The sequence below is a fragment of the Paenibacillus sp. FSL R7-0198 genome, assembly GCF_038000415.1.
Taxonomy (GTDB): domain Bacteria; phylum Bacillota; class Bacilli; order Paenibacillales; family Paenibacillaceae; genus Paenibacillus.
In genome coordinates this window covers 5,951,789-5,974,709 of record NZ_JBBOCB010000001.1, presented here as the reverse complement: position 1 = coordinate 5,974,709, position 22,921 = coordinate 5,951,789, and the positions used below count along the sequence as shown (strand labels likewise).

Sequence of the window (22,921 nt, the reverse complement as noted above, 5' to 3'; positions counted from 1 at the left end):
ATACGCTATCCCCAGGTTTTCACCCTTTGGACAAAGGAATCAAAAAAATCTGGGGATAACAGCGATCGGAAGGTTATTCTGTCATCGGAGTGACAAGTGTAAATATTCCTTATTTCAACTTATATAGTTATGAACTGACTCTCATTCGTCCATACTATTACCTACGAATAAAACGTCATCACGTATGGCAGGGGAGGAAGCACCATGAACCGGAAGAATCCGCACCACATGAATCAACCAGTAGCCGAACTGCCCGTTCCGTTGGAATTTGATCGGAGCTGGATCAATCAGTTGGAATCACGACTGGATAAAGGAGGCCCTTGGGGGGATTATCGACTCTTCCAACTGGGCATTCAAGCCGAAGAAACCAATCTGATTCCCAATTTTGACGAGATCCAGTGTTTGAAGCATCTACAAGGCCTTACTCCACTCCCTCACCAGATGGACACTGCTCGCAGAGTATTATTTGAAATGTCAGGCCGGGCCATTCTCGCCGATGAGGTGGGTCTTGGCAAAACCATTGAAGCCGGTCTCATTCTGAAAGAATATATGGTTCGGGGTCTCGTATCCAAGGTACTCATTCTCGTGCCAGCGTCTCTTGTGTTGCAATGGGTACGGGAGTTGAATTCGAAATTTGGCATCCCTGCTATTGCCCAGAAAAAGGCCTATTCCTGGCAGAATGAAGTGGTTGTTGCTTCCATGGATACAGCCAAACGTGACCCGCATAAAGATATGCTGCTGAATACCGATTACGACATGATTATTATTGACGAGGCACATAAGCTCAAAAACAAGAAAACAACCAACTATCAGTTCATGCTGAAATTGCGCAAAAAGTATTGTCTGTTGCTCACAGCTACACCTGTGCAGAACGATATGAGTGAGTTGTTCAATCTGATCAACCTGCTGAAGCCCGGTCAACTGGGCCGTCAGGGTGACTTTGCGGCCAACTTTGTCGTAGACAAACGGGTTCCGAAAAATCAGGAACAGCTTAAGAACGAGTTATCCAAAGTCATGATTCGTAACCGCCGCGGCGAAGGCCCCGTTCAATTTACCAAACGGAACGTCTCCAACGTGAACTTGCAACTATCGCCCGAAGAACAAGCGCTGTATGATGGCGTGACTTCCTTTGTTAAAGACCAGTATCAGGAAGCTGGCGGCAATCTGAGTAGCATGCTATCCCTTGTTACATTGCAGCGGGAAGTGTGCAGCAGTCGGGATGCTGTGTTCGTGACACTGGTTAATCTGTCGAAGAAACTTCCGCTGGACTCTCCCCTTCGGGACAAAATTTGGGAACTCGTGGCCCATATTAAAGCGATCAAGGAGAATACCAAAGCGGAGAAAACGATGGAACTGGTTCGGAACATGAATGAAAAAGTCATTATCTTCACCGAATACCGGGCCACGCAGGAGTATCTGCTAAACTATTTCCGCAACAATGGACTTACAGCTGTACCCTATCGGGGTGGCATGAATCGAGGCAAAAAAGATTGGATGATGGATCTCTTCCGCGGGCGTGTGCAAGCCATGATTGCAACCGAAGCGGGTGGCGAGGGCATTAATCTGCAATTTTGCCATCATATGATCAACTTTGATCTGCCTTGGAACCCTATGCGGGTAGAGCAGCGGATCGGTCGGGTACACCGGCTTGGACAGCAAAATGACGTGAACATCTTCAATTTATCTACGAGCGGAACCATTGAGGAACACATCTTGAATCTATTGCATGAGAAGATCAATATGTTTGAGATGGTGATCGGCGGGCTGGATGTCATTCTGGAACGGCTGGAGAAGAAGGAGTCCATTGAGAAAAGTTTGTACAAAATCATGTTGGAATCACAAAATGATGAAGATATTCGCCGTAAAATGGACTCACTTGGACAATCGCTGAACTCCATTCAACGTGAGGTTTCAGATGAAGGCCCTGCCGTATCCGGGTTGTTAGATCTTCGAAAAGGAGGCAGCTAACTCATGACCATGTCGCCCCATGAAGTGCAGGCTTATGTTCTCACCTATCTGGAAGCACTTGATTGTCAGATTATGGAGCGTTCTCCCGCCCATGTTACAGTCAAACTCTCGCCTGAGGCGGACAAAGCGTTGACCAATCGCCCCTATTATTGGGGGTTCGTGGAACGAACCGGAGCACCCGCTGAGACGATGTCCTTTACATTTATATTTGATCCTGACAGTTATCAGCAGGCCATTGAAGCAGCAGAAGCCAAAGCTGCGGAAGCATCACCTCCTGTTGTCCCTAACCCTGCTGGAACAAATGGCGTAACCAATGGCAGTCCTCAAGGCGAGCCACCAAAAGAAACCATTCTAGGCCGTTACTTCGGTATTACGCCATCGCTGCCACAGCTGGGGCCAGGACGAATATTGCGTGAAGAAGTGGTGTATGGCAGTCGCAGACTGCAGCAGATTTTCGGCGCTGCCCGTGAAGGCGGTGCCTTCGTAAACCTGTTCGAACAGGCTGCCAAACGGCAATTGCGGGCTACAGCGCCAGCCGTATATGAGCCTTGGCTTGGTGTCTGTTTCAAGGTGGAGTTCGCCTGTGATTTGAAACGGGAGGAATTGCATTTTCTCGGCATCTCCCTTCGCTCGGGTGAAATTATAGAGAAATTCGGCACCAAGCTGAACCGACGTGATCTCAGTCCGAGGCTTGCGGAGAACATGCATGTGCAGACAGCTAAAGTTTCGTTAGTTGATGCCGGAGCTGCTTTGGAATCTCATTTGACGAACCGCTTGCTGGAACTCGATTATAGCTGGGCAGAGAAAGCCCAAGAGCGGCTTGATCTGGAGCTGGACGTGTTGGACACCTATTATGAAGCGGTACTCCGAGAAGATACACCTGAGGTAGAATCACCAGGTAACGTAACCTCAGACACGGAGAATGTCCATTCTGACCGCACGCCACCTGCACAACTGAAAAAAGTTGTGGATATAAAGAACGCTAAACCCATTGGAGCAGATGTAGAACTGGCGGCAGAAGCCGCAGTACCGATCAACTCCGAGACAGATGCCGAAGAAGAGAAAGCAAAACAGGCGGTAATAGATCGTGAAGCTATGAAACTGCAGTATGAGACACGCCGGACCGAGATGATCTGGCAATATGAACCCAAAGTGAAAGTGACTGCCATTAGCAGCGGCATGTTTCACTTAAGATAGACGAAGACACTACTTTTCCTGCAAATGCTGGCAAAAGTAGTGTTTATTCATGATCAGCTGCCCGACAGGTTGCGGCAACCTTTGCATAGCCTGTCCCCTAGAATGAAACTAGACCCGCTCAGGTAACGGATAAATGAAAAGTAGGTGTAAATTTGAAACGATTCTTTCATACATGTTGGAACAACGCTCGGAAAACAACCTGTATAACCTTGGGCTTGCTCAGTTGTCTTGCCCTGTTCTCTTTTTGGTCGATAGCCAATGCAGAGGAACAAAAAACGTCTTCGCTATCCCCCGCATCATCAACAGAGTATAGCCCCGAACATCATGGCATTCAGAATGAAAAGCTAGCTCCCGCTGCTGTGCAACGGTTTGCAGAGCAACAAGCTGTTACACTTGGTACAGTGAACGGCGAAGCGCATTGGAAGAACGCCGATCTGGATTTCTACCCTCTGGGTCCAGGTACACATAGCTGGCTCGTACAAGCTGAGTTTGAAGGCAAACCTATCGGATATATGATTATTACAGTCACAGAGCAGGGTCAGATTGTGCTTAGTGAATATGGTCATGGAGAACAGTCACCATACAACAATGAACTTCTTGGACAAGCCTTGGATCGGCAACATGTGAACCTTGAGGCATTACTTGCTGGCGGAGGAGAGCTTCATCTTGGTTATGCTCTTCCCCTGCTGGCTTATTGGAAAGTGGAGCAACCTAATCATCCTGCACTTTATATTGATGCTACGAACGGAGATGTACTGCCGTCAGAGTTCCTAAACCTGCTGGAGGCTGATTCCAAAAAGAACTCTGCCAGCATAACTGATTTATCCACAACGCCATCTTTATCAGTCGATCCACTTCATCTCCGACCCGTCTTCAATCCGGCTGACAATCTGTTGTGGATTACCTCCAAGCCTGTTGCTGCCGACCGGGCACAAGATGTGATACAACACGGGGAGAATCAAGAGATTGTTTTCTCAGCGGATGATCGGAACGTCGTATACGGCGGTCCTCTACCCGTTAGCGGTTATCAGCTGTGGCACACAGATCAGGAAGCAGAGTCCATTCTATATGTAGCGTTAGGCGGAAAATCATCCATTCAACGCTTTGTCCCTATGAGCACATTGCAGCAAGATGGCCATTTTTACATCGTAAATCCTTGATTATCAGCAAAATCTTAAGATTCAGTCAACTCACGTTAAAACTATAACTCTCCACAACAAATAAGACGCCTTCCCATGAAATAAAGGGATTGCGTCTTTTGGTTTTACATTAGGGCGTGTCTTAAAACTCGCTGAGTGAAGTAGGTGAGCGATCGTTACCCTTTGCCCGAAGAACTTCGTTTATGAGACTGGGTGTCCAATTCTTTTTCCTTTTTCCCCACCCACAGAGATACAGCAAACGGAATCATGCCAAACCACTTCATCGCCCATGGTTCTTTCCTTTTGGCGCGACCTTTCCGCTCGTCCTTCGGTGTATCGATATAATGAACAACACGCTGCGTAATGTATTTTACCAATTCATCACTTTTGGCCATAACATCTGCCTCCTTCGCTCCTGCACATTAGCGGAGCTTACGATAGTTCTATTGTGTGCAAGATGTGTTATGGTTAAACATTTTTTTATTGAAAGGAGTATGAAAAACCTCAGAATGCACAGTCTAATGCCAAAGGTATCCATAGAGTCATTAATCTGCATTCGATACCTATTTCATGAAGGAGTGTGTATTCCCATGTATAAGCTGCTGACCGCTTCGGTAGCCTTGCTACTCAGCATCCATTGCCTACCCATGCTGCCCCATGTCGCTTATGGAAAAGCAGCCCCGTCCCAGAACAGTCCATCCATGCTGCCGGTGACCGATGGAGATGCTTATCGCTCAAGTCATCATGCCTTTGCAGCACCCGTTATCCTGCTCGATGTAGGCCATGGCGGTATTGACGGTGGTACATCAGCCCAAGGTGTGCTGGAAAAAGATATCAACCTGGCCATTAGCGAAAAGGTCTATCTCCTGCTTCGCAGCAAAGGTTATGCCGTTATCATCAATCGACTTGGTGATTATGCACTTAGTGATGAGAACCGCTGGCTGAACAGCCGCTCCCGTCATACCAGGGATCTTGCCCAACGTAAAAGCCTTAGCGAAGAAGTAAGTACAGATATTGTGGTCAGCATCCATGCCAACTGGAGTCCCCGATCGGCCGCACACGGCCCGGTGGTATTGCACCAGAAAGAAGGCAGGAGTTATTTGCTGGCCCAATCCATTCAGGACGCTATGAACAAGTTGTACGGAACGGAGCACGGGGTCGTATGGGGCAAGCCCTTTTATTTATTGAATTACGTGAAGCAACCTGCCGTCATCGTCGAAACTGGATTTTTGAGCAATGCGGCAGATCGAGCCAGAATGAGTGACCCCGCTGAGCAAAAACGAATCGCCCAATCTATTGCCAATGGCATTATTTATTATCTGTCGGTAGTGTAGGAGCAGAATGCCATTGCCACACATCTCGAACCAGATCACCGATTCCTACAAATTGAACCTGATTTTGCAGACGGGCGACGGACTCACGAATCACTGCGGATGTGTTCATCCCCGAATGACCGACATGACCAATAACAACACAGATATCCTTGTCGATCGCACGCTGAGCAGCCAAATCCATTTGCTTGCGAATGTGTTGTTTGGAGTTTTGATCATCCAGGAAAATGTCATTACCTACAGGTGGCATATTTTTGGATACGGCCAGTTCACCCACCACGGAGCGAAAGTTCGTACGGCTGTCTACAAAGAAGAGGCCCCTCTCCTTGCATACATCGAGCACAATTGACATGATGCGTTTGTCCGAAGTAATTTTGGAACCCATATGATTGTTCATGCCAATTGCGTGGGGCACATCATCAATCGCTTTCTCCACGCGTGAGCGGACTTCTTCATCTGTTAGATTGGATGTGATTGCACCCGGGCCCAGCCATTCAGGTCGTCCTTTCTTGGGTTCCATGGGCATGTGCACAATCACATCCATCCCCTTTTCATGTGCAGCCATCGCATCTTTCTTCGTTGTTGGCAAAAAAGGCATGACCGCTACCGTTAGTTTAACTGGCATCGCCAGGATCTCTGCCGTACCCTTCATGTCATTACCAACATCATCGATGATAATCGCTAACCTTTTGTGATTCGATGTAGACTCTGAAGCTGCCGCTGTAGGACCTCCTGCCGATATGTCTGCGTAATACACAATCAAAAATGCCATGATACATGCAATGAATCGATAAATCTTTCTCTGTACCTTCATCATGATTCCCTCCCCGTAACTTCTGTGATCTCATTGTTTGATAATGAAGGTAGGAATATGTAAGCCAAAGCCTTCCTTAATAACAATATCCCCGCCATTGGAGACCTGTATTTCAAGCAAACACCGCCATCATTCCAGTTTTCCTTTTGCAATCAGACAAGAACTGTCATTGAATAGTTAGAAAATAGAGATTAATTAGAAAAAATACTGTAATTTGTCAGGTTTTCAGTTTAGGAATTATTTAGTAGAATCAACAAATGAAAGAGGTTCTATGCTTCATTTCTATCCTATGATTTATGGAAGGAGGTTTTGAAAGGGTTTACATAAAATAAATGCCAGTCAATCCGCTATTCTTGTTTGTTTTCCTGGTCGCGGTTTCTCTATGTAACCATTTACCATTATCGAGGAGGATGAAAGTAGTGAAATTCAAATTCAAAAAGACGATCAATGTTTTATTGGCCTGCTTAACAGCTCTGCCCCTCATGTTAAGTCCTACACAAGTTTCGGCGGCAAGTGATGCCAACATTAATTTGTCCTCAGAAAAACAACTGATCAAGGGCTTTGGGGGCATTAACCTTCCTGCCTGGATTGGTGATCTGACTCCCGCTCAACGTGAAACTGCATTTGGTAATGACCAGAATCAGTTAGGCTTTTCAATTCTCAGGATCTACGTCGATCCAGATTCTAATAACTGGTATCGTGAAGTTGCCACAGCCAAACGGGCTATTGAAAAAGGGGCTATCGTATTTGCATCCCCATGGAATCCTCCAAGCAGCATGGTTGAAACATTCAACCGCAATGGGGACACCAATGCCAAACGTTTGAAATACGACAAATATGCCGCATATGCGCAACATCTGAACGACTTTGTAACCTACATGAAAAATAACGGCGTAGATCTGTATGCCATTTCTGTGCAAAATGAACCGGATTATGCTCATGACTGGACCTGGTGGACTCCACAAGAGATCCTTCGATTCATGAAAGAAAATGCCGGGTCCATTCAAGGTACCAAAGTCATGGCGCCTGAATCGTTCCAGTACTTAAAGAACATATCCGACCCAATCCTGAATGATCCGCAGGCACTTGCCAACATGGACATTCTGGGAGCACATACGTACGGAACCCAAATTTCGAACTTTGCCTACCCTCTCTTTAAGCAAAAAGGAGCCGGTAAAGAACTGTGGATGACTGAGGTGTACGTTCCGAATAGTGACAACAACTCAGCAGACCGCTGGCCTGAAGCACTGGACGTTTCCTATCACATGCACAATGCCATGGTAGAAGGTGATTTCCAGGCCTATGTGTGGTGGTACATCCGCAGACAGTATGGTCCGATGAAAGAGGACGGTACCATAAGCAAACGCGGATATAATATGGCTCATTTCTCCAAATTCGTGCGTCCAGGCTACCTGCGAGTCGACGCAACGAAAAATCCGGATACGAACACCTTTGTCTCAGCCTACAAAGGTGATAACAAAGTCGTCGTCGTGGCGATTAACCGTGGAACTTCAGCCACAAGCCAAAAATTCGTTCTGCAGAATGGTAATGCCTCCACTGTGTCCTCATGGATTACGGACAGCAGTCGGAACCTGGCAAGCGGAACCCCGCTTACCGTATCCAATGGAGCCTTCACGGCACAGCTCCCGCCTCAGAGCGTAACAACATTTGTTGCCAACATTACTGGCGGAAATAGCGGCGGGAATACAGGCAGTGGCACTACGTATGAAGCTGAGACCGGAACATCACTTACGGAAGCTGCCATTGAAACAATCTACCCCGGTTACACTGGCTCCGGGTATGTTAACTTCAATGCGATGACTGGTTCAGCCATTCAATGGAACGGCATTAATAATGCTACAACAGGTACCAAAAACGTAAAGTTTCGTTATGCGCTGGAAAGTGGAACACGGAACCTCGACATTTTTGTTAACGGAACCAAAGTTATCAGCAACGAGCCCTTTCCGGCTACGGGAAGCTGGTCCACTTGGGTTGAAAAAACAATACAGGTCCCCATGAACACGGGGACCAATACATTGAAAGTGGTTACCACCGGATCGGAAGGACCGAATATTGACAGCATTAATGTTACCGCAGCGCAATAAACGTTCCTTAGGGCTGATGGAAGACATTTGCTGTACATGCAGCTAAGCACTAACCTCTTGGATACTCAAGTCTAAAGTTAGTGTTATATCAAAAAATGCAAAAAAGACTCCTTAAGCGTTAGCTTAAGGAGTCTTTTTTTTAGATGCGGTCGAGAGGACTCGAACCTCCACGGGGGGTTAGCCCACACGGACCTGAACCGTGCGCGTCTGCCAATTCCGCCACGACCGCATATTGTATCTCCACCATCAATATCGGCGACAATAAATAATATATCATGCGGAATCTATCATGTCAACACTGAAAATAATAACAATAAAACCCGAACCAGACGTCGATTCGGGCTTTACCTTTAACTACAAATTAAAGCTTGGAAGGCCAGTTGCCATACCATGCATAACCGCCTCTTCTTTCTTTATCAATATCACTTAATTTGTATTTAACTACCCCGTCACGACCAATAAAGATTGGTTTATCTGTTCCGATCTCATAGAAGCGTGCCCAAATCGGTGCAGCTTTGGAATCAGCGATAATTTTACTATCTCCATTAGCTCTTTCATACTTGTAACCCGTAATTTTCACCTTGTTAAACCAAGCCTCCGCTCCTTTAATGGATGCGGTAATTTTAGCGTTAGCAGGTCTGGTTTTCAGAAATTTAACAATCGTTACACTCTCTCCAGCTGTCAGCGATGGCACTTCGTAGATTCTTGCGCTCGCTGGTTTAAGGGAACTGGAATCATGTTGTTGTCCCCATGCTGTCAGCTTACCACCTGAAACGACTTGTGTATTCAGAATCGCCTCCACACCTTTGGCAACTGAATTTTTACTGCGATTAGCAAGTGTGCTGTCGATAAATGAGAAATCACCTTTGCGTGCCGCTACTTCATCCAACATGATCATTACATTAATCATGGCATCATCATTGTAAGTGATATGCTTGTGATATCCAGAGCTTTGGTAAACTTGTGGCCATCCGCCGTTTGAATACTGCATGTTGATCAAAAAGTTAATTCCTTTGATTGCAGCTGTGGAGTATCGCGGATCATTCGTCTTTTTAAATTCCTTCGCCAATCTTCTAATTTCTGAGTATGTAGCCTTGTTGTCTATCGTGGACTTCGCCCACTCTCCACTTGTCTGTTTATAATCTTTTCTCCAACCTCCATCCGGCAGCTGGTTCTTCAAAACATCTGAAATACTCGCTGTAGTACCCGATGCATCCGCAGCAGATACCGTCCCTACAGGGAGAACTGCCATTCCAACTGCTGAGAACACCATCGTACATGCCAGGACAAAAGTAATTATTTTCTTCGCTTTCAAATGTAACACTCTCCTATGTTCGTTTTTATAAATCTGCCACTTCTACTTTACCTATGATAAGCGTCCCCAAACCTCCTTTATTTGTATTTATCGCATAATAAAATCAATTTTAATCCAATATGTGGATTGGATAATCAGATAATATGCAAAAAATCGATTTTTGTCAATATATGCAACTTAATGAATATAATCTCTCTAATTCTACATAACGGGATAGTTCTTTTAACTCATGACAAACCTATTTATTTATCCAAATTCGTCTTAAACGAATCAATAATGACGTTTTTGTCATGAATGATACCCAAACTTAATCCCTTCTTTCATATAAAAACCTTAATTCCGCTAACATTGAGGTATTACGAAGGGTTTTAAATGGGTTTGACAATTACGCATTTATGCAATATAGTTTCAAATAGTTACAAAAACTTAATTATTCATTGCCGAGTTTCATGTTTGAAAACGGGGGAACCAATTTGGGTGAATTATTCTTATACATAGGAAATATAGGGAACCTTCTACCGAACCCTTAGCTAACTCCGTAGGCATCGAAGGGAGAACATTGATTTTGAAAAAACTGATTATCTCCATTTTTGGAGCAGCTGTATTATTTACATCCGGGGCAACAAGCACAGAGGCAAGCAGTATCAACTCCGTAGTGAACAACATGACAGGTATTCCTTACAAATGGGGTGGCACGACTGTAGCCGGCTTTGACTGTTCTGGTTTTATGAGATATCTTTTCAACAAATACAGCATTGAATTGCCACGTACTTCTCAGCAGCAAGCCAAAGCAGGTACTCCGGTAGCCAAAAGTAATGTTCGGACAGGTGATCTGGTGTTCTTTAATACAACAGGCAAAGGCATTTCACATACAGGTGTATATATCGGCGGCGGACAATTCGCTCATGCCTCCAGCAGTAAAGGTGTAAGCATCACAAAGTTATCGAATCCATACTTCAATGACCGCTATGTAACAGCACGTCGGGTAACTGGACAGTTTATGTATGATAAAATGTTGGGTAAAATGTAATTCACATACAAAAAGGCATCGGTTATTAACCGGATGCCTTTTTTGTTTAACCATTTTTTGTCTTCAACTGCTTTCTTAAACAATGTAAAATGTTTTAGGAAATAAAAGGAGATGAGGAGAACAATTGAAAAAGTTAATGTTTGTTTTAAGTTTTGCTATTTTAGTAATAGGTAGTTTAGGATGCAGTAGCGAGAACGAAAAAGATTTTAGAGATGTTTCATGGGGTACCAAGATCGACAAAGTCATTTCAACTGAAGAAAAGAACGGTAACTCAGGTTATGAAGAGGACGTACATAATGAACATGAGAAAAGTATCGAATATTCTAATCTTGTAGTTCTGGGTAAGAAAGCAGATGCTAAATACGTTTTCACTGATTTATTAGACAATGATAGCATTCTGGAAATGATGGAAGAAGGAAAGGAATTATCAGAGGAATTAAATAACCCCAATACAACAGAAACAAGGAAAGAAGAGATATACAAAATAATGGACCAGCGCCTTGAAGAAATGGAAAATGCAGCAGATGAATATCCATTAGATGACTTCTTGCTCCACGAGGCCACATATTATTTTGGCATGTTAAATAGTCAGGATTCTGATGAAATTCTGGAAGAGCTAACGAATAAATATGGTCAGCCTGGAAGCAAGACCTTCGATAATTCCATTATATATCTCTGGGATACTGATCGCTCTAAGATTGAATTTCGTCCTGAACGGTACTCCACAATAAACTATACAGCAAACTACTCCGTTATGGAGAAATTTGCTGATGTGGACAAGTATAATAAAAAAGCAAACAGTAAAGAAAGTAAAAACGATCTTTAAAAAACAGGGTTATACTCCCATATTGAAGGGAAGTATAACCCTGTTACTTTTTCACAATGTTTTTTTATATTAATGTAGCGCCTTCTGCACTCGCATCGCGCCCTGAGACAGAGCATGTCCGCCTCCTACAGCTCCGGCCACGGCTACGGTCTCCATGATCTCCTGATCTGTAGCGCCCTTGGCACGGGCTTCTTCTACATGGTAGAAAGTACATACCTCATTGTTGGCAAACAATCCAATGCCGAGCGCAATGAGCTGTTTTGTCTTGGCATCAATCACGCCAGGTTGGAAACATTCTCCCGTAAACTCATGATATGACTTCACCACACCTGGCAGTACATCGCTTAATGCTCCAATCTGATCCTTGTAGGCATGAACTTTATCATTCATCAATGTCATCGCTTGTAGCACACCCTCTCGGCTATAGTTACAGATCTTCCTCACTGTACCTATCTTCTCTCCCGAGTGAGTCAATTATGCCAACAAATCATGGTAATTCCAAACATTTAACGCTCATGGCTCTGCCATAATTATAAACTGTTACTCACTAAGTGGACTCTGGCGCGGCTCGCTGAACAGCTGATATCGGTAACCGCGATCCAGCTTGACGACACGTCGATTCTGACGACGGATAAGTACCTGCTCGCCATCCCAGGCAACAACAATCCCGGTTACATCGTTAGATTCCAGCTCGTCCCGTACTACTCTTACTTTCTCACCTGACAGACGCAGGGCGTCCAGTTCTGTATCACTGATCATCTTCATGGCTCCTATATTCCAAATTTATTTACAAAAAGAGACCTAAATGAAATGTCATTTAGGTCTCACGTGACTGTATTGGACTGTCATGTCATTCGAAATTATGTCCCGACTGAAAGTTACCGCTGCGCGTGCTCTTTGCTGTCGTTCTTCTCGAACCAAAAATCAAGCACTTTGGCGGACATCACACGTTCTTCAAGGTACTCCACTTGATGCGGTGTAAATTGTTCTTTCCAAGAGAAGGACAACTCTTCGCACAAGCCTACAATCGTCAGTAATTCTGACCAGGCAACATAGCGTTTGTACCAGAAAAATTGAGGATGTTCAATCATATAGGGATAAAGGTCATCGAATTCCGTATGTTTACAATCCAGGGCACGTTCAAAATGAACTTTCGATTCCGCCAGCTTATCATTAAAAAATTGTTCTGTTGCCGGTTGGTTCCCCATGGTGTTGCCTCCTCTCCCTAACATAACCCCATTATAAATGAAATCCGCGGTCATGCAAAGGCATAGTTCAAAAAATAGGCCCTATTCCTTTAAAATGTCACATTTCGTTATCGTCAAATTGTACCGTACCATCGTTCAGGGAACGAATGCGTACCAAGGCTTCCACCGGAATACCCTGTTCACGAATCGTGCGTGCCCCTGCCTGGAAACTTTTCTCGACCACAACGCCGAATCCGACGAGTTCCGCACCGGAACGCTCGATAATTTTGATGACGCCACGAGCGGCATCTCCATTGGCAATGATATCATCAATGAACAAAATACGGTCATTCTCATGGATGAACTCGCGGGATACCATAATGTCAGTTACAATTCCTTTGGTAAAGGACGGTACGCGTTCACAGTAAGCATCAGGATCAGCCAGAAGTGTTTTTTTGCGACGGGCGAATACAAGGGGCACCCCAAGTTCATAGGCTGCGGCAAAAGCAACCGGAATCCCTGAGGATTCTACCGTAATTACCCGAGTCACTCCACTTTCACGAAAACGGGCAGCGAACTCACGTCCCATCTCCATCGTTAATGCAGGATCAATCTGGTGGTTCAACAGACCATCCAGCTTTAATACTTGATCCGAGATAACCACACCTTCTTGTAAAATTCGTTGTTTCAATAATTCCATGATTTGACCTCCCAAGCCTATCCTATGAGGTAAAAGTATCATATATCTATCTATAAGTTCAAGCGAAATTGCCTGGGCGCTGTCCTTGAGACGCAATTCAAGCCAAAGCTCATTATCGATTGTCATGACTTTCGTGGGTCAAGCATACCTTGTACCATGGTACCCGCATGTCCAAACTATACAGGGGCCTGAGAGGGGAAACACATGAAACAGGCATTTCGGGTGCTGCAGATCGCATTTACATACATCGGAACGGTTGTCGGAGCCGGCTTCGCTACAGGGCAGGAAATTTTGCAGTTTTTTACCCAGTATGGCAAATGGGCCACCATCACCATAGGCTTATCTACCATGCTCTTTGTCTGGTTAGGTACCAAAATGATGCTGATCGCTCACGATACCGGGTCCCGCTCTTATGAGGATCTGAACAAACATTTATTCGGCCACAAGGCGGGAAAATGGATCACCTGGGTGACCCTTCTCATTCTCATTGGCGTGAACAGTGTCATGCTTGCCGGAGCAGGTTCCGTTTTTGTCGAACATCTGGGTTTGCATTATCAGACAGGTCTGATCGTCACACTTGTAGGGACATATCTGCTTCTCGGTCGAGGCATTCAGGCCATCCTACAAATGAATAGCATCGTCGTGCCCATGATGCTCCTGTTATCTCTGCTCATGATCACCAGTACCATCCATCATCCAGGCGCTTCCCGATTCATCACACTGACGACAGACTCAAACCCTGTTCAAGTGTGGCTGTCTCCACTGTTGTATACTTCATTCAATCTGGTGTTGGCTCAAGCTGTTCTTGTGCCTGTAGGTAACCAGATTCGTAGTCGGAGTGTGCTGAAATGGGGTGGAGTATTGGGTGGAATTGGTGTTGGTTTCATGCTGATGGCAGCTCATTTTGCCATGTCGGCTCAGATGCCCGGCATCATTCAATTCGAAATCCCGATGGGTAGCATTGCCTTTCAACTTGGATGGGCAGTGCAATCTGTATATGTATCCCTTATTTTCATGGAAATATTCAGTACCTTTGTAGCCGATATCTATGGAATGACCTTGCAACTCAGACAACATATACGCGTCCACCCCCGTTTCATTACATTAACCATTATGCTGTTGTGTTACTCACTCAGTCAGTTTGGATTCAGTTCCCTGCTGTCCATCCTTTACCCCATCTTTGGAAGTATGGCATTAATCTGGGCTGCCAAATTGGTACTGAACCGCTGGGGCACCTTTCGTAAACGCAACAATATATGAAATCTCACGGTCCATGTACTTCATGAATATGAGCATTCGTTTGCCTTATAACCACAAGTCACCGCGGGTACTCTTTCGTTAAACATGACAAAAAGCCGCTGTTTATCACAGCGGCTCGCACTTTTTGCTCTACGTTTTAGGCTTGGCTAGGAAACTGTAGATACATCTTTTTCAACTCATTGACCGATCTGCCGAGCGAGTAATGTGTCTTGGCTTTTTCACACGCTGAACGGGCAAGTTCATAACGATAAGCCGGGTCCAGCATCACCTTTTCAAGTGCTTCAGCCAGTGCAGAAGGATCTTCTGCCGGTACAAGCAACCCATTGCTACCGTTCTCGATCTGTTCCGGTATACCACCTACATCCGTACCCACAAGGGCAAGACAACTCAGCGCCGCTTCAGCGAAGACGGAACCAAATGCTTCTGCCCGTGAAGGAAGTACAAAAACATCAAAGAATGGCATGAATTCCTCAGGGTGCAGCGTGTAACCATAGAAGATGGTCTCATTATAGATCCCCAATCGCTGCGCCAATTCTTCCAGATCAGGACGAATCGGTCCATCTCCAATAATATGTAACACATAATCATGACCTCGGCCCTTCAGTTCCGCACAAGCTTTGAAAAGAATATCCAACCCTTTCGCCGGAACAAGCCGACATACCGTGACCAGTTGTGGTATCGCATTATCATGAGGAATCGGCTTAAACCGCTTCTCATCAAATCCATTGGGAATCACACCGATGACATCAGGTTCCTTTACGTAGGGAGCCAGATAACGACGGAACGAATCCGACACCGTTAAGAGACGCTCTGCCTGGTGTTCCAGCTCACCATATATCGCAAGCAGGAATCGATGCTCGGGTCCATCCGTTTCAATGCGTCCATTAAGGATTAATTCTCGTTCATAACTGGAGTGAATCGTCTGAATGAGGGGTGTATCCGGGAAAACCGTTTTCATCGCAAGTCCTGCAATTGGGTGGTGGGCATGGATCAGATCATAGGGCTTCTGAATACGCAGTTTGGTCCACCATAGATAATCACGATAAGTTTGAATATATTTTTGGACAACAGGACTATCCTGATATTCCGTCCAGTCAAACGTTTCGAACTGAACTTCCTCTCTGCCCTTGTTGCGAATTCGTTTTGGCAACGAGAACAGATCCATTTCCCACCTCGGGGTTGTAAATCTCTCTTGCATATACGGAATCATAGAGGATACACCTCCGGGCTGCTCCGGAGGAAAGAAAAGCGCCTGCAGCAATTTCACTGTTAGTTTCCCCCTTTCCACTTACGTACTGATCTACTATCCATTATGACATAGGGAAGCCGGAACATCTATATTACGTAAGATAGTGCAAACTTTTGGCTATTTAAACCGCTCAATCAAAGCTAAACTGACCAAGCTTTTGTTCACCAACTCGTATATACAACATATTCATGAAACGTGCCTCTCAGAAGCAAAAGCTTTAATTCAGCAGTTAACCGCTCGCGTTTGTTGTCAACATATTCATTGGGTAGTCAGAATTCTCAGCTCAGTAGCTCCACGGGCTTCTCATATGTACTGTAACCATCGGTCTCTCCCAAAAAAGTATACCCATTCCGCGCGTAAAAGGCGTTCAACGTAGCATTGCTCGCTCCGCAATCTAACCGAAAAGTATGTTTGCCTTCAAAATGTATGCCACTGCTGGACCATTGCAAAATGGACCGTCCCAGACCGCTCTGAGCATATTTTCTTCGAATCGCTAGCCGATGCAGATAAATCGCACCATCCTCGGCATGAGCTTTTGAACCCCAAAGATGAATATCCCAAGGGCTTGGCTGAACCAAAAGGATGACCATCCCCGCTACGTCCGCTCCTTTTTTAAATACAAACACATCCCCACGCCGAATCGCCCCTGCCGTATCATGTGAATCTTCACCTTTAAGCAAAGCATTCCATTGGGAAGAACCTTGGCTTTGTAACCATTCGGCTGTCTCCACCAGCAGGGACATCACATCCTCCGTGTCTTCCGGCTTCGCCTGAACCGCTTGAAAACCATCGTTAATATATTCGCTACTAATCTTGAATGAGTGCCTCATTGTTCTCCTCCGCTTCCTGATCTCTTTTAAACTAATGGTACTATACCGGGAAATGGATTTTTCGTCAAAATGAATGAGAACAAAAAAAGGTAAAAGGCAGCTGCCTTTTACCCATCTATTCTGGCTTCATCAATAATCTGATTTCGATACAACATCGTAAGGTGCAGAGTATCAAACTCCATTTCCTTGTCCAACTCCTGCATCAACACTTCGACCAGGCTCTTTCGCTGAATACTGGTACCAGGAACCTCGTAATCAATGTATCCCGTCAGATCGGAATGAGAAGTGTCTATTGTTGCTGTTCCCACAGGCAATCCACCTCGTTCCTGAAGAAACAGCTCATATACCCGGAACTCCCGATCCTTACGCTTTAGCATGACATAACATGTTTCTTCAGCAGCTTCCAACTCATCCAGATCCGATTCATCGGTATCCTCAAATTCCTCGGAGAAATCGCGATGTACCCACTCTAGCGTTTCGAGTTCGTTGCCCTGATGCCACATGCGAATCGTAATCGTATCGATGACATCTTCATCCAGCTCTCTGACCAGCAACTCTGCCGCAGCTTCCAATTGATTCTCTTCCGGCTCGTCATACCAGTGTATTTCACCTTGTACATCAGCGCCATATTGTTTTAAGGAAGCTTCTGCTAATTCCTGCCCTTCTACATCATTGAAAATATACGTCGATATGCTGCGTCCTGCGCTTACCATTTCCATCTCCAGAACCTGATCCCGATCTTCATATGTAAACGATTCGGCTTGTGAAACAGGAATTACCTTACTTCCACTGCTCTCTATATCATCATAGCTGCCTTCGTCATGATTCCTCTCTTCAGACGGCCACACTGTCTCTGACTCAGGCTGATGCAGAACCGAATGTAATGAGCCACAACTAACCAACACTTCATAATATGCAGCTTCCAACGCATCTGCAAGAGATCGAACATAGGCATGCACTTTTTCCACGATACGTTCCTCTGTACCATCTGTCAAAGACTCCTGCTCGATCTGAAGACTACCTGATAAACGATCTCCTTCTCTGTACACAAGGAAAAGTGAGCCTGCATATTGACCATTGACCATCACGTCCTTTACTTCTCCACCTGATGTCCGCAGGTCTGCAACCAATTCCACATCATATTTCATCACGCGTCCTCCTCCATTCCTAACGTTATTCTCTTAGGATGCCCCTGAGGACGGTAGATTATGAGGGAAGCGTGCATTTCAAATATTAGATGTAAGGTTAGACGGATAACACATATTTTTGGATCGCGTGTGCCACACCCTGCTCGTTATTCGAGAGTGTAACCTCGTCCGCAGCAGCTTTCACCTCGTCCGGTGAGTTATCCATGGCAATGCCTTTGCCCGCAAAGGTCAGCATCGTAATATCATTGAAGTAGTTACCAATCGCCATGATCTCCGAAGGCAAGATTCCCTTCGATTCGGCAAGCCTTTTAAGCGCAGCGCCTTTGGACGCTTCGGGATGCATCAGATCAATAAAAAAGTCACCACTCCGTGTCATATAATAAGGCAGATTCCAGGTAGACCATTCCTGAAGTACTGCATCCATCTGTTCGATCGGTCCAAATGCAGTGAATTTGGCCAGCGGTTCTGTCATATCAACCCACTTGGGTAACTTCAGTGGCTCGGCCATAAAGTTGTAATACATCTCACGCACCTGCAAACCCAAACCTTCCGGTTGATCCACATATAGACCAAATGCCGTATTGATGTCAAAATGTACTCCATTGGTTCGACAGTACGATATGATCGGCTCTAGTCCTTGTCCATCTAATGCAAAATGATGAACCACCTCACGGGTATCCACTTGCGCCGTTACGGCACCATTATGTGTAATCACATATCCATCCAGTCCCATCTGCTCCATAAAAGGAATCGTGTTGGCAGGACCTCTACCTGAACACAGAACGATCTCTGCTCCCTGACGGGAAGCTTGGATCAAGGTCTCCTGAGTCCATTCGGTTAGTTCATGATGATCATTCAGCAGTGTTCCATCTACATCAAGTGCAATTAATTTATAGGTCATTCTAGCTTCATCCTCATCTGTTAGTAGTCGCACCCACCCAAACCCTCCCTTCCGAGGGAGGGCCCCAGAGGGCTCTGCCCTCTGGACTCCCGTCTTGCTCACCGGTGTTAGGTCGGATCTTGCTATGTCACGGTTGTCGTAGGAACGCTTGTTGCCGGGCACACCGCTGGTCAGCGGCGGTCCCGCCCAAGCTTAACCGGGACCATTACGGGCAAGGCTTCGCTTTCTGCCCGGCTCCCTGCTCCACTTCGTGAAGGTCGGGAGCTTTTCGCCTGCGGCGTTAGTATCGGGGCTTCGCTTCCCTCCACAACTCCCTGCTCCGCTTCGCGAAGGTCGGGAGCTTTTCGCCTGCGGCGTTAGTATCGGGGCTTCGCTTCCCTCCACAACTCCCTGCTCCGCTTCGCGAAGGTCGGGAGCTTTTCGCCTGCGGCGTTAGTATCGGGGCTTCGCTTCCCTCCACAACTCCCTGCTCCGCTTCGCGAAGGTCGGGAGCTTTTACTTCCGCAGAAGGCTCAACTCATCTGCGGTTAGTTCACGATAGCTTCCGATAGCAAGATCGGAAGCTAGTTCCAGCTCACCCATGGCTACGCGTTTCAGATAAATCACTCGCTTGCCTACCGCCTGAAACATACGTTTTACCTGGTGAAATTTCCCTTCGTGAATAATAAGCGAGATCGACGAGATCTTACCTTCTTCCGTTTCTTCCTGACCAAGTATAGTCAGTTGGGCCGGCAGCGTTTCGTATCCGTCATCCAATTGAATGCCCGCCTTGAAACGTTGCACATCCACTTCATCCACGTTTCCCAGAACACGGGCTTCATAGGTTTTGGGCACATGCTTGCGTGGAGATAACAGATCATGGGCAAGTGGACCGTCATTCGTAAGAATGAGCAGTCCCTCCGTATCCTTATCCAGTCGTCCCACAGGAAACGGATTGAAGACCCGATCCTCTTTGCGTAGCAGATCCAGTACCGTCTTATCTCTGTTATCCTCGGTAGCAGACACAACACCCGGAGGTTTATGCAGCATCAGATAGATCATCTCCCGATACACAATCCGCTCGCCATCGGCTTCAATGACGTTGACCTCGGGATTCACCTGTACACCACTGTCTTTCACCGCTTTGCCGTCCACATGGATTCTGCCTTGTTTCACCATCTTTTTAAGTTCACTTCGTGTTCCTACACCCATATGGCTTAATATTTTGTCCAGACGCAACGTTTGTTTGCCTTTTCCACTCATACCGATGTCCACCTCCAGCCTGCCGGATATTCATTCTTCAGTACACCATCCAGCCATTTTCCCCAGCCAGCAGCATAACCATCTACACATACAAGAACGTACCCTTTGGCAAACGTATCCGCCTTGAGCACCACTCGTTCTTCTTCAATATTTAACGTTTCACCCTTGAGGTACCTCACAGCCTCGCCATCAGCAGATGACAGATTCACGCTTCGCCGTGCTTCAGATGCATTCAGAGCACAAGCAAGCGGGTGGGACGGGACAAATCTTCCATTCTTGATCGTTCCCATAAACCAGCCTGGTCGAATGACTTTCAGTCCCTCCAACCGAGCTGCACCAACCGAGGATTGATACACACGATCTCCGTAACATACCGTTTCTCCAGTTAACTCAATCTCCAATTGTTCTTTCATAAACTGAGTGTAGATCGCAACCGGATCAATACTTGCCGGATCAGCTCCATGTCCCTGACCCCGTTCCGATTTACGTCCGCCGTGATCTTTACCTTTTTTGCTCTGTCTACCCGAATTCTTGCCGCCACCAGCCTGTCTGTCATGGGACTCTCGGGATTCAATTCGCAATAAACGTTCCTTTTTGCGATCAGCCTTGGTCATAGCAATTGAAGAAGCAGCAATAGAGTGATCCTTGTTCCCCTCTACTTCAATCCTGGACACATCCACGACCTGTCCATACTCCATTGCTCCTTCTTTAACTACTCCAGGTTGATCTGTTTCTACTTCTTGCCCTGCACGATGCTGTAATACAGCGACATAATGTCCTTCCCCTTCCAAAAGGTGAGGCCACAATCTTGCGGTACCACGCGTTTGATCCAGCACAGCTTCCGTCTCATCGGCCTTCTCAGGCATCATCTGACGTACCCATTCCGGACGTCCTGGAGCGAACCCTGTCTCATCAGGAATGTCCATTACTACGAAATCCCGGTTTACATTCAGGAACTCCGCAATCATCGCTTCATTTTCCTCCGGTGCAAAGGTACAGGTCGAGTATACAATCGTACCTCCTGGAGCCAGTAATCGTGCCGCAGTTTCAAGAATATCGCGCTGCATAAGTACACATTTTTCCACCGAATGATGTTCCCACGATTTCACCATGTCTTCATCCTTGCGGAACATACCTTCACCTGAACAAGGCGCATCGATTAATAGTTTGTCAAAATAATGCGGAAATGCATTTGCGATCCGCTCTGGCGACTCATTCAAAACAACGGCGTTCCGCACCCCGTACAATTCCACGTTCTTGGCCAGTGCTTTTGTGCGTTCAGCATGGATATCGTTCGTCACAAGTACACCCTTGCCTTGCAGCTTTGCAGCAATCTGTGTTGTTTTCCCTCCCGGAGCAGCACACAGATCAAGCACACGATCTCCAGGCTCCACCTGCAATAATTCGACTGGAGCCATTGCACTTGGTTCCTGTATATAATACAGGCCTGCATGATAATAAGGGTGCAGCCCCGGTTTAACACCATGAGGTACATAGAATCCTGTCTCACACCACGGAATAGGTCTTAGATCAAACGGAGCAATCTCATCGAATTGTTCCATCGATATTTTTAACGTATTCACTCTCAGTCCCGCATGGGGAGACTGTTCATACGATTTCATAAATTGTTCAAACTCATCACCCAGCAAACTTTTCATTCGCTCAGCAAATATCAAAGGTAACTTTACACCCATATTCCCACTCATCCTGTCTTGGTAAGATTGCAATATCGTTTTATTTTATCATATCCAAGCTTTGCTTTCCTATCATATCGTATCTATTCCACTACAGCGTGTAATGTAGTATACTGGCAAGTAGATTGATTCCTGAGCAAAAATTCGGGTGTTTATGCATATAATCCCAACCTTTATTTTTGCCCAAACTATATTTCGATATGATCGATGGGGGATGTCCAATGAAATCCAAGAAGAAAAAGAAAAGTGCTGCGATCCTTATATTCCTGGGTATTTTAATCATTATGATTGCAGCACTGGTTGTCGTAGACCAGCAATCCAAGAAACAGATGGATTCAGTCGAAAATGCTTATGGCATCGCTGCTTCCAAGCTTAATCCAGCTACACGCGAGCTACTTAGTGATCCCAACTATCAACAAATTATTGTACCCACTGATCTCAAAGCCAAAATCGATAACAAAGACAGCTTTTTTGTTTATTTCTTCGCTTCCGATTGCTCGCACTGCCGTGCAACAACACCTCAGTTGATGCCACTGGTTGACAGTGAAGGTATTGAGCTTCCGCAGTTCAATCTGCGTGAATTCGAAGCAGGATGGACCGATTACAATATCGAGTTCACGCCTACACTCGTCTATTATGAGGCTGGTGTCGAAAAAGACCGTATGGTTGGCGGACTGAAAGAGAATGGCAGTGACCAAGGCTACACACTGGATGATTACAAACAATTTTTCCAAAAATATAAAGGCAGTGCCGCTCCTTCGGCAAGCTAACTGCTAGATCCGTTTCCATAAGTATCTACAATAAGGCACTTGTATAACCAGACACTGTTCTGTTGAAGGACAGGCTGTGCCACCTGCAATCATCTGAATAAGACGCAACATTCAAAAACACCCCGATCTTTCCCTTTACAGGAATCGTCGGGGTGTTTCATATACATGGAACTTCATATCCATGGGATGCTCATTTGGATGTTAACGCTGATTAC

At 45.8% G+C, this 22,921-nt stretch carries 22 protein-coding genes, 1 tRNA gene and 1 riboswitch; of the genes, 9 read left to right on the top strand and 14 right to left on the bottom strand.

Annotation, left to right across the window (positions count from 1 at the left end; all coding sequences use genetic code 11):
* The first annotated feature begins 204 nt into the window (after positions 1–204).
* The 3 genes from MKY87_RS26280 to MKY87_RS26270 all read left to right on the top strand — a co-directional run bounded on the left by MKY87_RS26280 (position 205) and on the right by MKY87_RS26270 (position 4,325).
* The gene (locus tag MKY87_RS26280) at positions 205–1,968 is read left to right on the top strand and encodes a DEAD/DEAH box helicase (protein WP_339784712.1); all 1,764 of its coding nucleotides are present in this window, start codon (positions 205–207) and stop codon (positions 1,966–1,968) included.
* A gap of 3 nt (positions 1,969–1,971) precedes the next feature.
* Entirely contained in the window at positions 1,972–3,165 is a 1,194-nt protein-coding gene (locus tag MKY87_RS26275) for a YqhG family protein (RefSeq protein WP_340966819.1), read from the top strand.
* A 209-nt stretch (positions 3,166–3,374) separates the two neighbouring features.
* Positions 3,375–4,325: a hypothetical protein gene (locus MKY87_RS26270; RefSeq protein ID WP_340966818.1), complete on the top strand. Its 951-nt coding sequence runs from the start codon at positions 3,375–3,377 to the stop codon at positions 4,323–4,325.
* 155 nt (positions 4,326–4,480) lie between these two features.
* Here the strand turns inward: MKY87_RS26270 and MKY87_RS26265 are convergent, their stop codons facing one another.
* Positions 4,481–4,699 (bottom strand): YqzE family protein, encoded by a 219-nt coding sequence (locus MKY87_RS26265; RefSeq protein ID WP_339784717.1) that lies wholly within the window; start codon positions 4,697–4,699, stop codon positions 4,481–4,483.
* Between the two features lie 195 nt (positions 4,700–4,894).
* Here MKY87_RS26265 and MKY87_RS26260 point away from each other — a divergent pair, with 195 nt between their 5' ends.
* The gene (locus MKY87_RS26260) at positions 4,895–5,638 is read left to right on the top strand and encodes an N-acetylmuramoyl-L-alanine amidase family protein (RefSeq protein WP_339784718.1); all 744 of its coding nucleotides are present in this window, start codon (positions 4,895–4,897) and stop codon (positions 5,636–5,638) included.
* On the opposite strand, the gene MKY87_RS26255 is transcribed toward MKY87_RS26260, so the two are convergent.
* A complete protein-coding gene (locus tag MKY87_RS26255) occupies positions 5,613–6,407 on the bottom strand; it encodes a divergent polysaccharide deacetylase family protein (RefSeq protein ID WP_445669467.1) in 795 nt (264 codons plus the stop codon). The genes MKY87_RS26260 and MKY87_RS26255 overlap by 26 nt on opposite strands.
* 452 nt (positions 6,408–6,859) lie before the next feature.
* On the opposite strand from MKY87_RS26255, the gene MKY87_RS26250 reads away from it, so the two are divergent.
* Positions 6,860–8,554, top strand: a complete 1,695-nt coding sequence (locus tag MKY87_RS26250; RefSeq protein WP_445259515.1) for a carbohydrate-binding protein — start codon at positions 6,860–6,862, stop codon at positions 8,552–8,554.
* Between the two features lie 144 nt (positions 8,555–8,698).
* On the opposite strand, the gene MKY87_RS26245 is transcribed toward MKY87_RS26250, so the two are convergent.
* Both MKY87_RS26245 and pelA read right to left on the bottom strand, forming a co-directional pair.
* Positions 8,699–8,783, bottom strand: a tRNA-Leu gene (locus tag MKY87_RS26245).
* Positions 8,784–8,915: 132 nt separating this feature from the next.
* Positions 8,916–9,878 (bottom strand): pectate lyase, encoded by a 963-nt coding sequence (pelA, locus tag MKY87_RS26240; RefSeq protein ID WP_339784720.1) that lies wholly within the window; start codon positions 9,876–9,878, stop codon positions 8,916–8,918.
* A gap of 419 nt (positions 9,879–10,297) precedes the next feature.
* A riboswitch (cyclic di-AMP (ydaO/yuaA leader) is annotated at positions 10,298–10,429 on the top strand.
* Positions 10,430–10,434: 5 nt separating this feature from the next.
* On the opposite strand from pelA, the gene MKY87_RS26235 reads away from it, so the two are divergent.
* A complete protein-coding gene (locus MKY87_RS26235) occupies positions 10,435–10,899 on the top strand; it encodes a C40 family peptidase (RefSeq protein ID WP_091032168.1) in 465 nt (154 codons plus the stop codon).
* 124 nt (positions 10,900–11,023) lie between these two features.
* Positions 11,024–11,725 carry a hypothetical protein gene (locus MKY87_RS26230; RefSeq protein WP_340966812.1) on the top strand — a complete coding sequence of 234 codons (702 nt, stop codon included), beginning with the start codon at positions 11,024–11,026 and terminating at the stop codon, positions 11,723–11,725.
* A 69-nt stretch (positions 11,726–11,794) separates the two neighbouring features.
* On the opposite strand, the gene MKY87_RS26225 is transcribed toward MKY87_RS26230, so the two are convergent.
* The 4 genes from MKY87_RS26225 to MKY87_RS26210 all read right to left on the bottom strand — a co-directional run bounded on the left by MKY87_RS26225 (position 11,795) and on the right by MKY87_RS26210 (position 13,612).
* Complete coding sequence (locus MKY87_RS26225; RefSeq protein WP_017689352.1) at positions 11,795–12,124, bottom strand: carboxymuconolactone decarboxylase family protein; 330 nt, start codon at positions 12,122–12,124, stop codon at positions 11,795–11,797.
* Between the two features lie 141 nt (positions 12,125–12,265).
* A complete protein-coding gene (locus MKY87_RS26220; protein ID WP_307413871.1) occupies positions 12,266–12,484 on the bottom strand; it encodes a hypothetical protein in 219 nt (72 codons plus the stop codon).
* 119 nt (positions 12,485–12,603) lie between these two features.
* Positions 12,604–12,933 (bottom strand): hypothetical protein, encoded by a 330-nt coding sequence (locus tag MKY87_RS26215; RefSeq protein ID WP_036609615.1) that lies wholly within the window; start codon positions 12,931–12,933, stop codon positions 12,604–12,606.
* Positions 12,934–13,030: 97 nt separating this feature from the next.
* Positions 13,031–13,612: a xanthine phosphoribosyltransferase gene (locus tag MKY87_RS26210; RefSeq protein ID WP_036609617.1), complete on the bottom strand. Its 582-nt coding sequence runs from the start codon at positions 13,610–13,612 to the stop codon at positions 13,031–13,033.
* A 204-nt stretch (positions 13,613–13,816) separates the two neighbouring features.
* Between MKY87_RS26210 and MKY87_RS26205 the strand changes: the two genes are divergently transcribed.
* The gene (locus MKY87_RS26205) at positions 13,817–14,872 is read left to right on the top strand and encodes a YkvI family membrane protein (protein ID WP_338593654.1); all 1,056 of its coding nucleotides are present in this window, start codon (positions 13,817–13,819) and stop codon (positions 14,870–14,872) included.
* 136 nt (positions 14,873–15,008) lie between these two features.
* On the opposite strand, the gene MKY87_RS26200 is transcribed toward MKY87_RS26205, so the two are convergent.
* From MKY87_RS26200 to MKY87_RS26175, 6 genes are all read right to left on the bottom strand, one after another.
* On the bottom strand, positions 15,009–16,139 hold the full coding sequence (locus tag MKY87_RS26200; protein WP_339784724.1) for a glycosyltransferase family 4 protein: 1,131 nt from the start codon (positions 16,137–16,139) through the stop codon (positions 15,009–15,011).
* A gap of 260 nt (positions 16,140–16,399) precedes the next feature.
* On the bottom strand, positions 16,400–16,951 hold the full coding sequence (locus tag MKY87_RS26195) for a GNAT family N-acetyltransferase (protein WP_340966809.1): 552 nt from the start codon (positions 16,949–16,951) through the stop codon (positions 16,400–16,402).
* Positions 16,952–17,058: 107 nt separating this feature from the next.
* Positions 17,059–18,099, bottom strand: a complete 1,041-nt coding sequence (locus tag MKY87_RS26190; RefSeq protein ID WP_340966808.1) for a hypothetical protein — start codon at positions 18,097–18,099, stop codon at positions 17,059–17,061.
* Positions 18,100–18,196: 97 nt separating this feature from the next.
* Positions 18,197–19,000: a Cof-type HAD-IIB family hydrolase gene (locus tag MKY87_RS26185; protein WP_278295848.1), complete on the bottom strand. Its 804-nt coding sequence runs from the start codon at positions 18,998–19,000 to the stop codon at positions 18,197–18,199.
* Positions 19,001–19,495: 495 nt separating this feature from the next.
* Positions 19,496–20,242, bottom strand: a complete 747-nt coding sequence (locus MKY87_RS26180; protein ID WP_340966807.1) for a pseudouridine synthase — start codon at positions 20,240–20,242, stop codon at positions 19,496–19,498.
* Positions 20,239–21,936 (bottom strand): RsmB/NOP family class I SAM-dependent RNA methyltransferase, encoded by a 1,698-nt coding sequence (locus MKY87_RS26175; RefSeq protein ID WP_340966805.1) that lies wholly within the window; start codon positions 21,934–21,936, stop codon positions 20,239–20,241. The genes MKY87_RS26180 and MKY87_RS26175 overlap by 4 nt, the downstream gene beginning before the upstream one ends.
* Before the next feature lie 221 nt (positions 21,937–22,157).
* Here MKY87_RS26175 and MKY87_RS26170 point away from each other — a divergent pair, with 221 nt between their 5' ends.
* Positions 22,158–22,706 carry a thioredoxin family protein gene (locus MKY87_RS26170; RefSeq protein WP_036609632.1) on the top strand — a complete coding sequence of 183 codons (549 nt, stop codon included), beginning with the start codon at positions 22,158–22,160 and terminating at the stop codon, positions 22,704–22,706.
* Positions 22,707–22,921 lie beyond the last annotated feature (215 nt).

Bases quoted from the DNA above. Each gene is read 5' to 3' on its own strand.
- MKY87_RS26280 (WP_339784712.1), top strand. From the start codon at position 205: ATGAACCGGAAGAATCCGCACCACATGAATCAACCAGTAGCCGAACTG.
- MKY87_RS26275 (WP_340966819.1), top strand. From the start codon at position 1,972: ATGACCATGTCGCCCCATGAAGTGCAGGCTTATGTTCTCACCTATCTG.
- MKY87_RS26265 (WP_339784717.1), bottom strand. From the start codon at position 4,699: ATGGCCAAAAGTGATGAATTGGTAAAATACATTACGCAGCGTGTTGTT.
- MKY87_RS26260 (WP_339784718.1), top strand. From the start codon at position 4,895: ATGTATAAGCTGCTGACCGCTTCGGTAGCCTTGCTACTCAGCATCCAT.
- MKY87_RS26255 (WP_445669467.1), bottom strand. From the start codon at position 6,407: ATGGCATTTTTGATTGTGTATTACGCAGACATATCGGCAGGAGGTCCT.
- MKY87_RS26250 (WP_445259515.1), top strand. From the start codon at position 6,860: ATGAAAGTAGTGAAATTCAAATTCAAAAAGACGATCAATGTTTTATTG.
- MKY87_RS26225 (WP_017689352.1), bottom strand. From the start codon at position 12,124: ATGACATTGATGAATGATAAAGTTCATGCCTACAAGGATCAGATTGGA.
- MKY87_RS26220 (WP_307413871.1), bottom strand. From the start codon at position 12,484: ATGATCAGTGATACAGAACTGGACGCCCTGCGTCTGTCAGGTGAGAAA.
- MKY87_RS26215 (WP_036609615.1), bottom strand. From the start codon at position 12,933: ATGGGGAACCAACCGGCAACAGAACAATTTTTTAATGATAAGCTGGCG.
- MKY87_RS26210 (WP_036609617.1), bottom strand. From the start codon at position 13,612: ATGGAATTATTGAAACAACGAATTTTACAAGAAGGTGTGGTTATCTCG.
- MKY87_RS26205 (WP_338593654.1), top strand. From the start codon at position 13,817: ATGAAACAGGCATTTCGGGTGCTGCAGATCGCATTTACATACATCGGA.
- MKY87_RS26195 (WP_340966809.1), bottom strand. From the start codon at position 16,951: ATGAGGCACTCATTCAAGATTAGTAGCGAATATATTAACGATGGTTTT.
- MKY87_RS26190 (WP_340966808.1), bottom strand. From the start codon at position 18,099: ATGAAATATGATGTGGAATTGGTTGCAGACCTGCGGACATCAGGTGGA.
- MKY87_RS26185 (WP_278295848.1), bottom strand. From the start codon at position 19,000: ATGACCTATAAATTAATTGCACTTGATGTAGATGGAACACTGCTGAAT.
- MKY87_RS26180 (WP_340966807.1), bottom strand. From the start codon at position 20,242: ATGAGTGGAAAAGGCAAACAAACGTTGCGTCTGGACAAAATATTAAGC.
- MKY87_RS26175 (WP_340966805.1), bottom strand. From the start codon at position 21,936: ATGGGTGTAAAGTTACCTTTGATATTTGCTGAGCGAATGAAAAGTTTG.
- MKY87_RS26170 (WP_036609632.1), top strand. From the start codon at position 22,158: ATGAAATCCAAGAAGAAAAAGAAAAGTGCTGCGATCCTTATATTCCTG.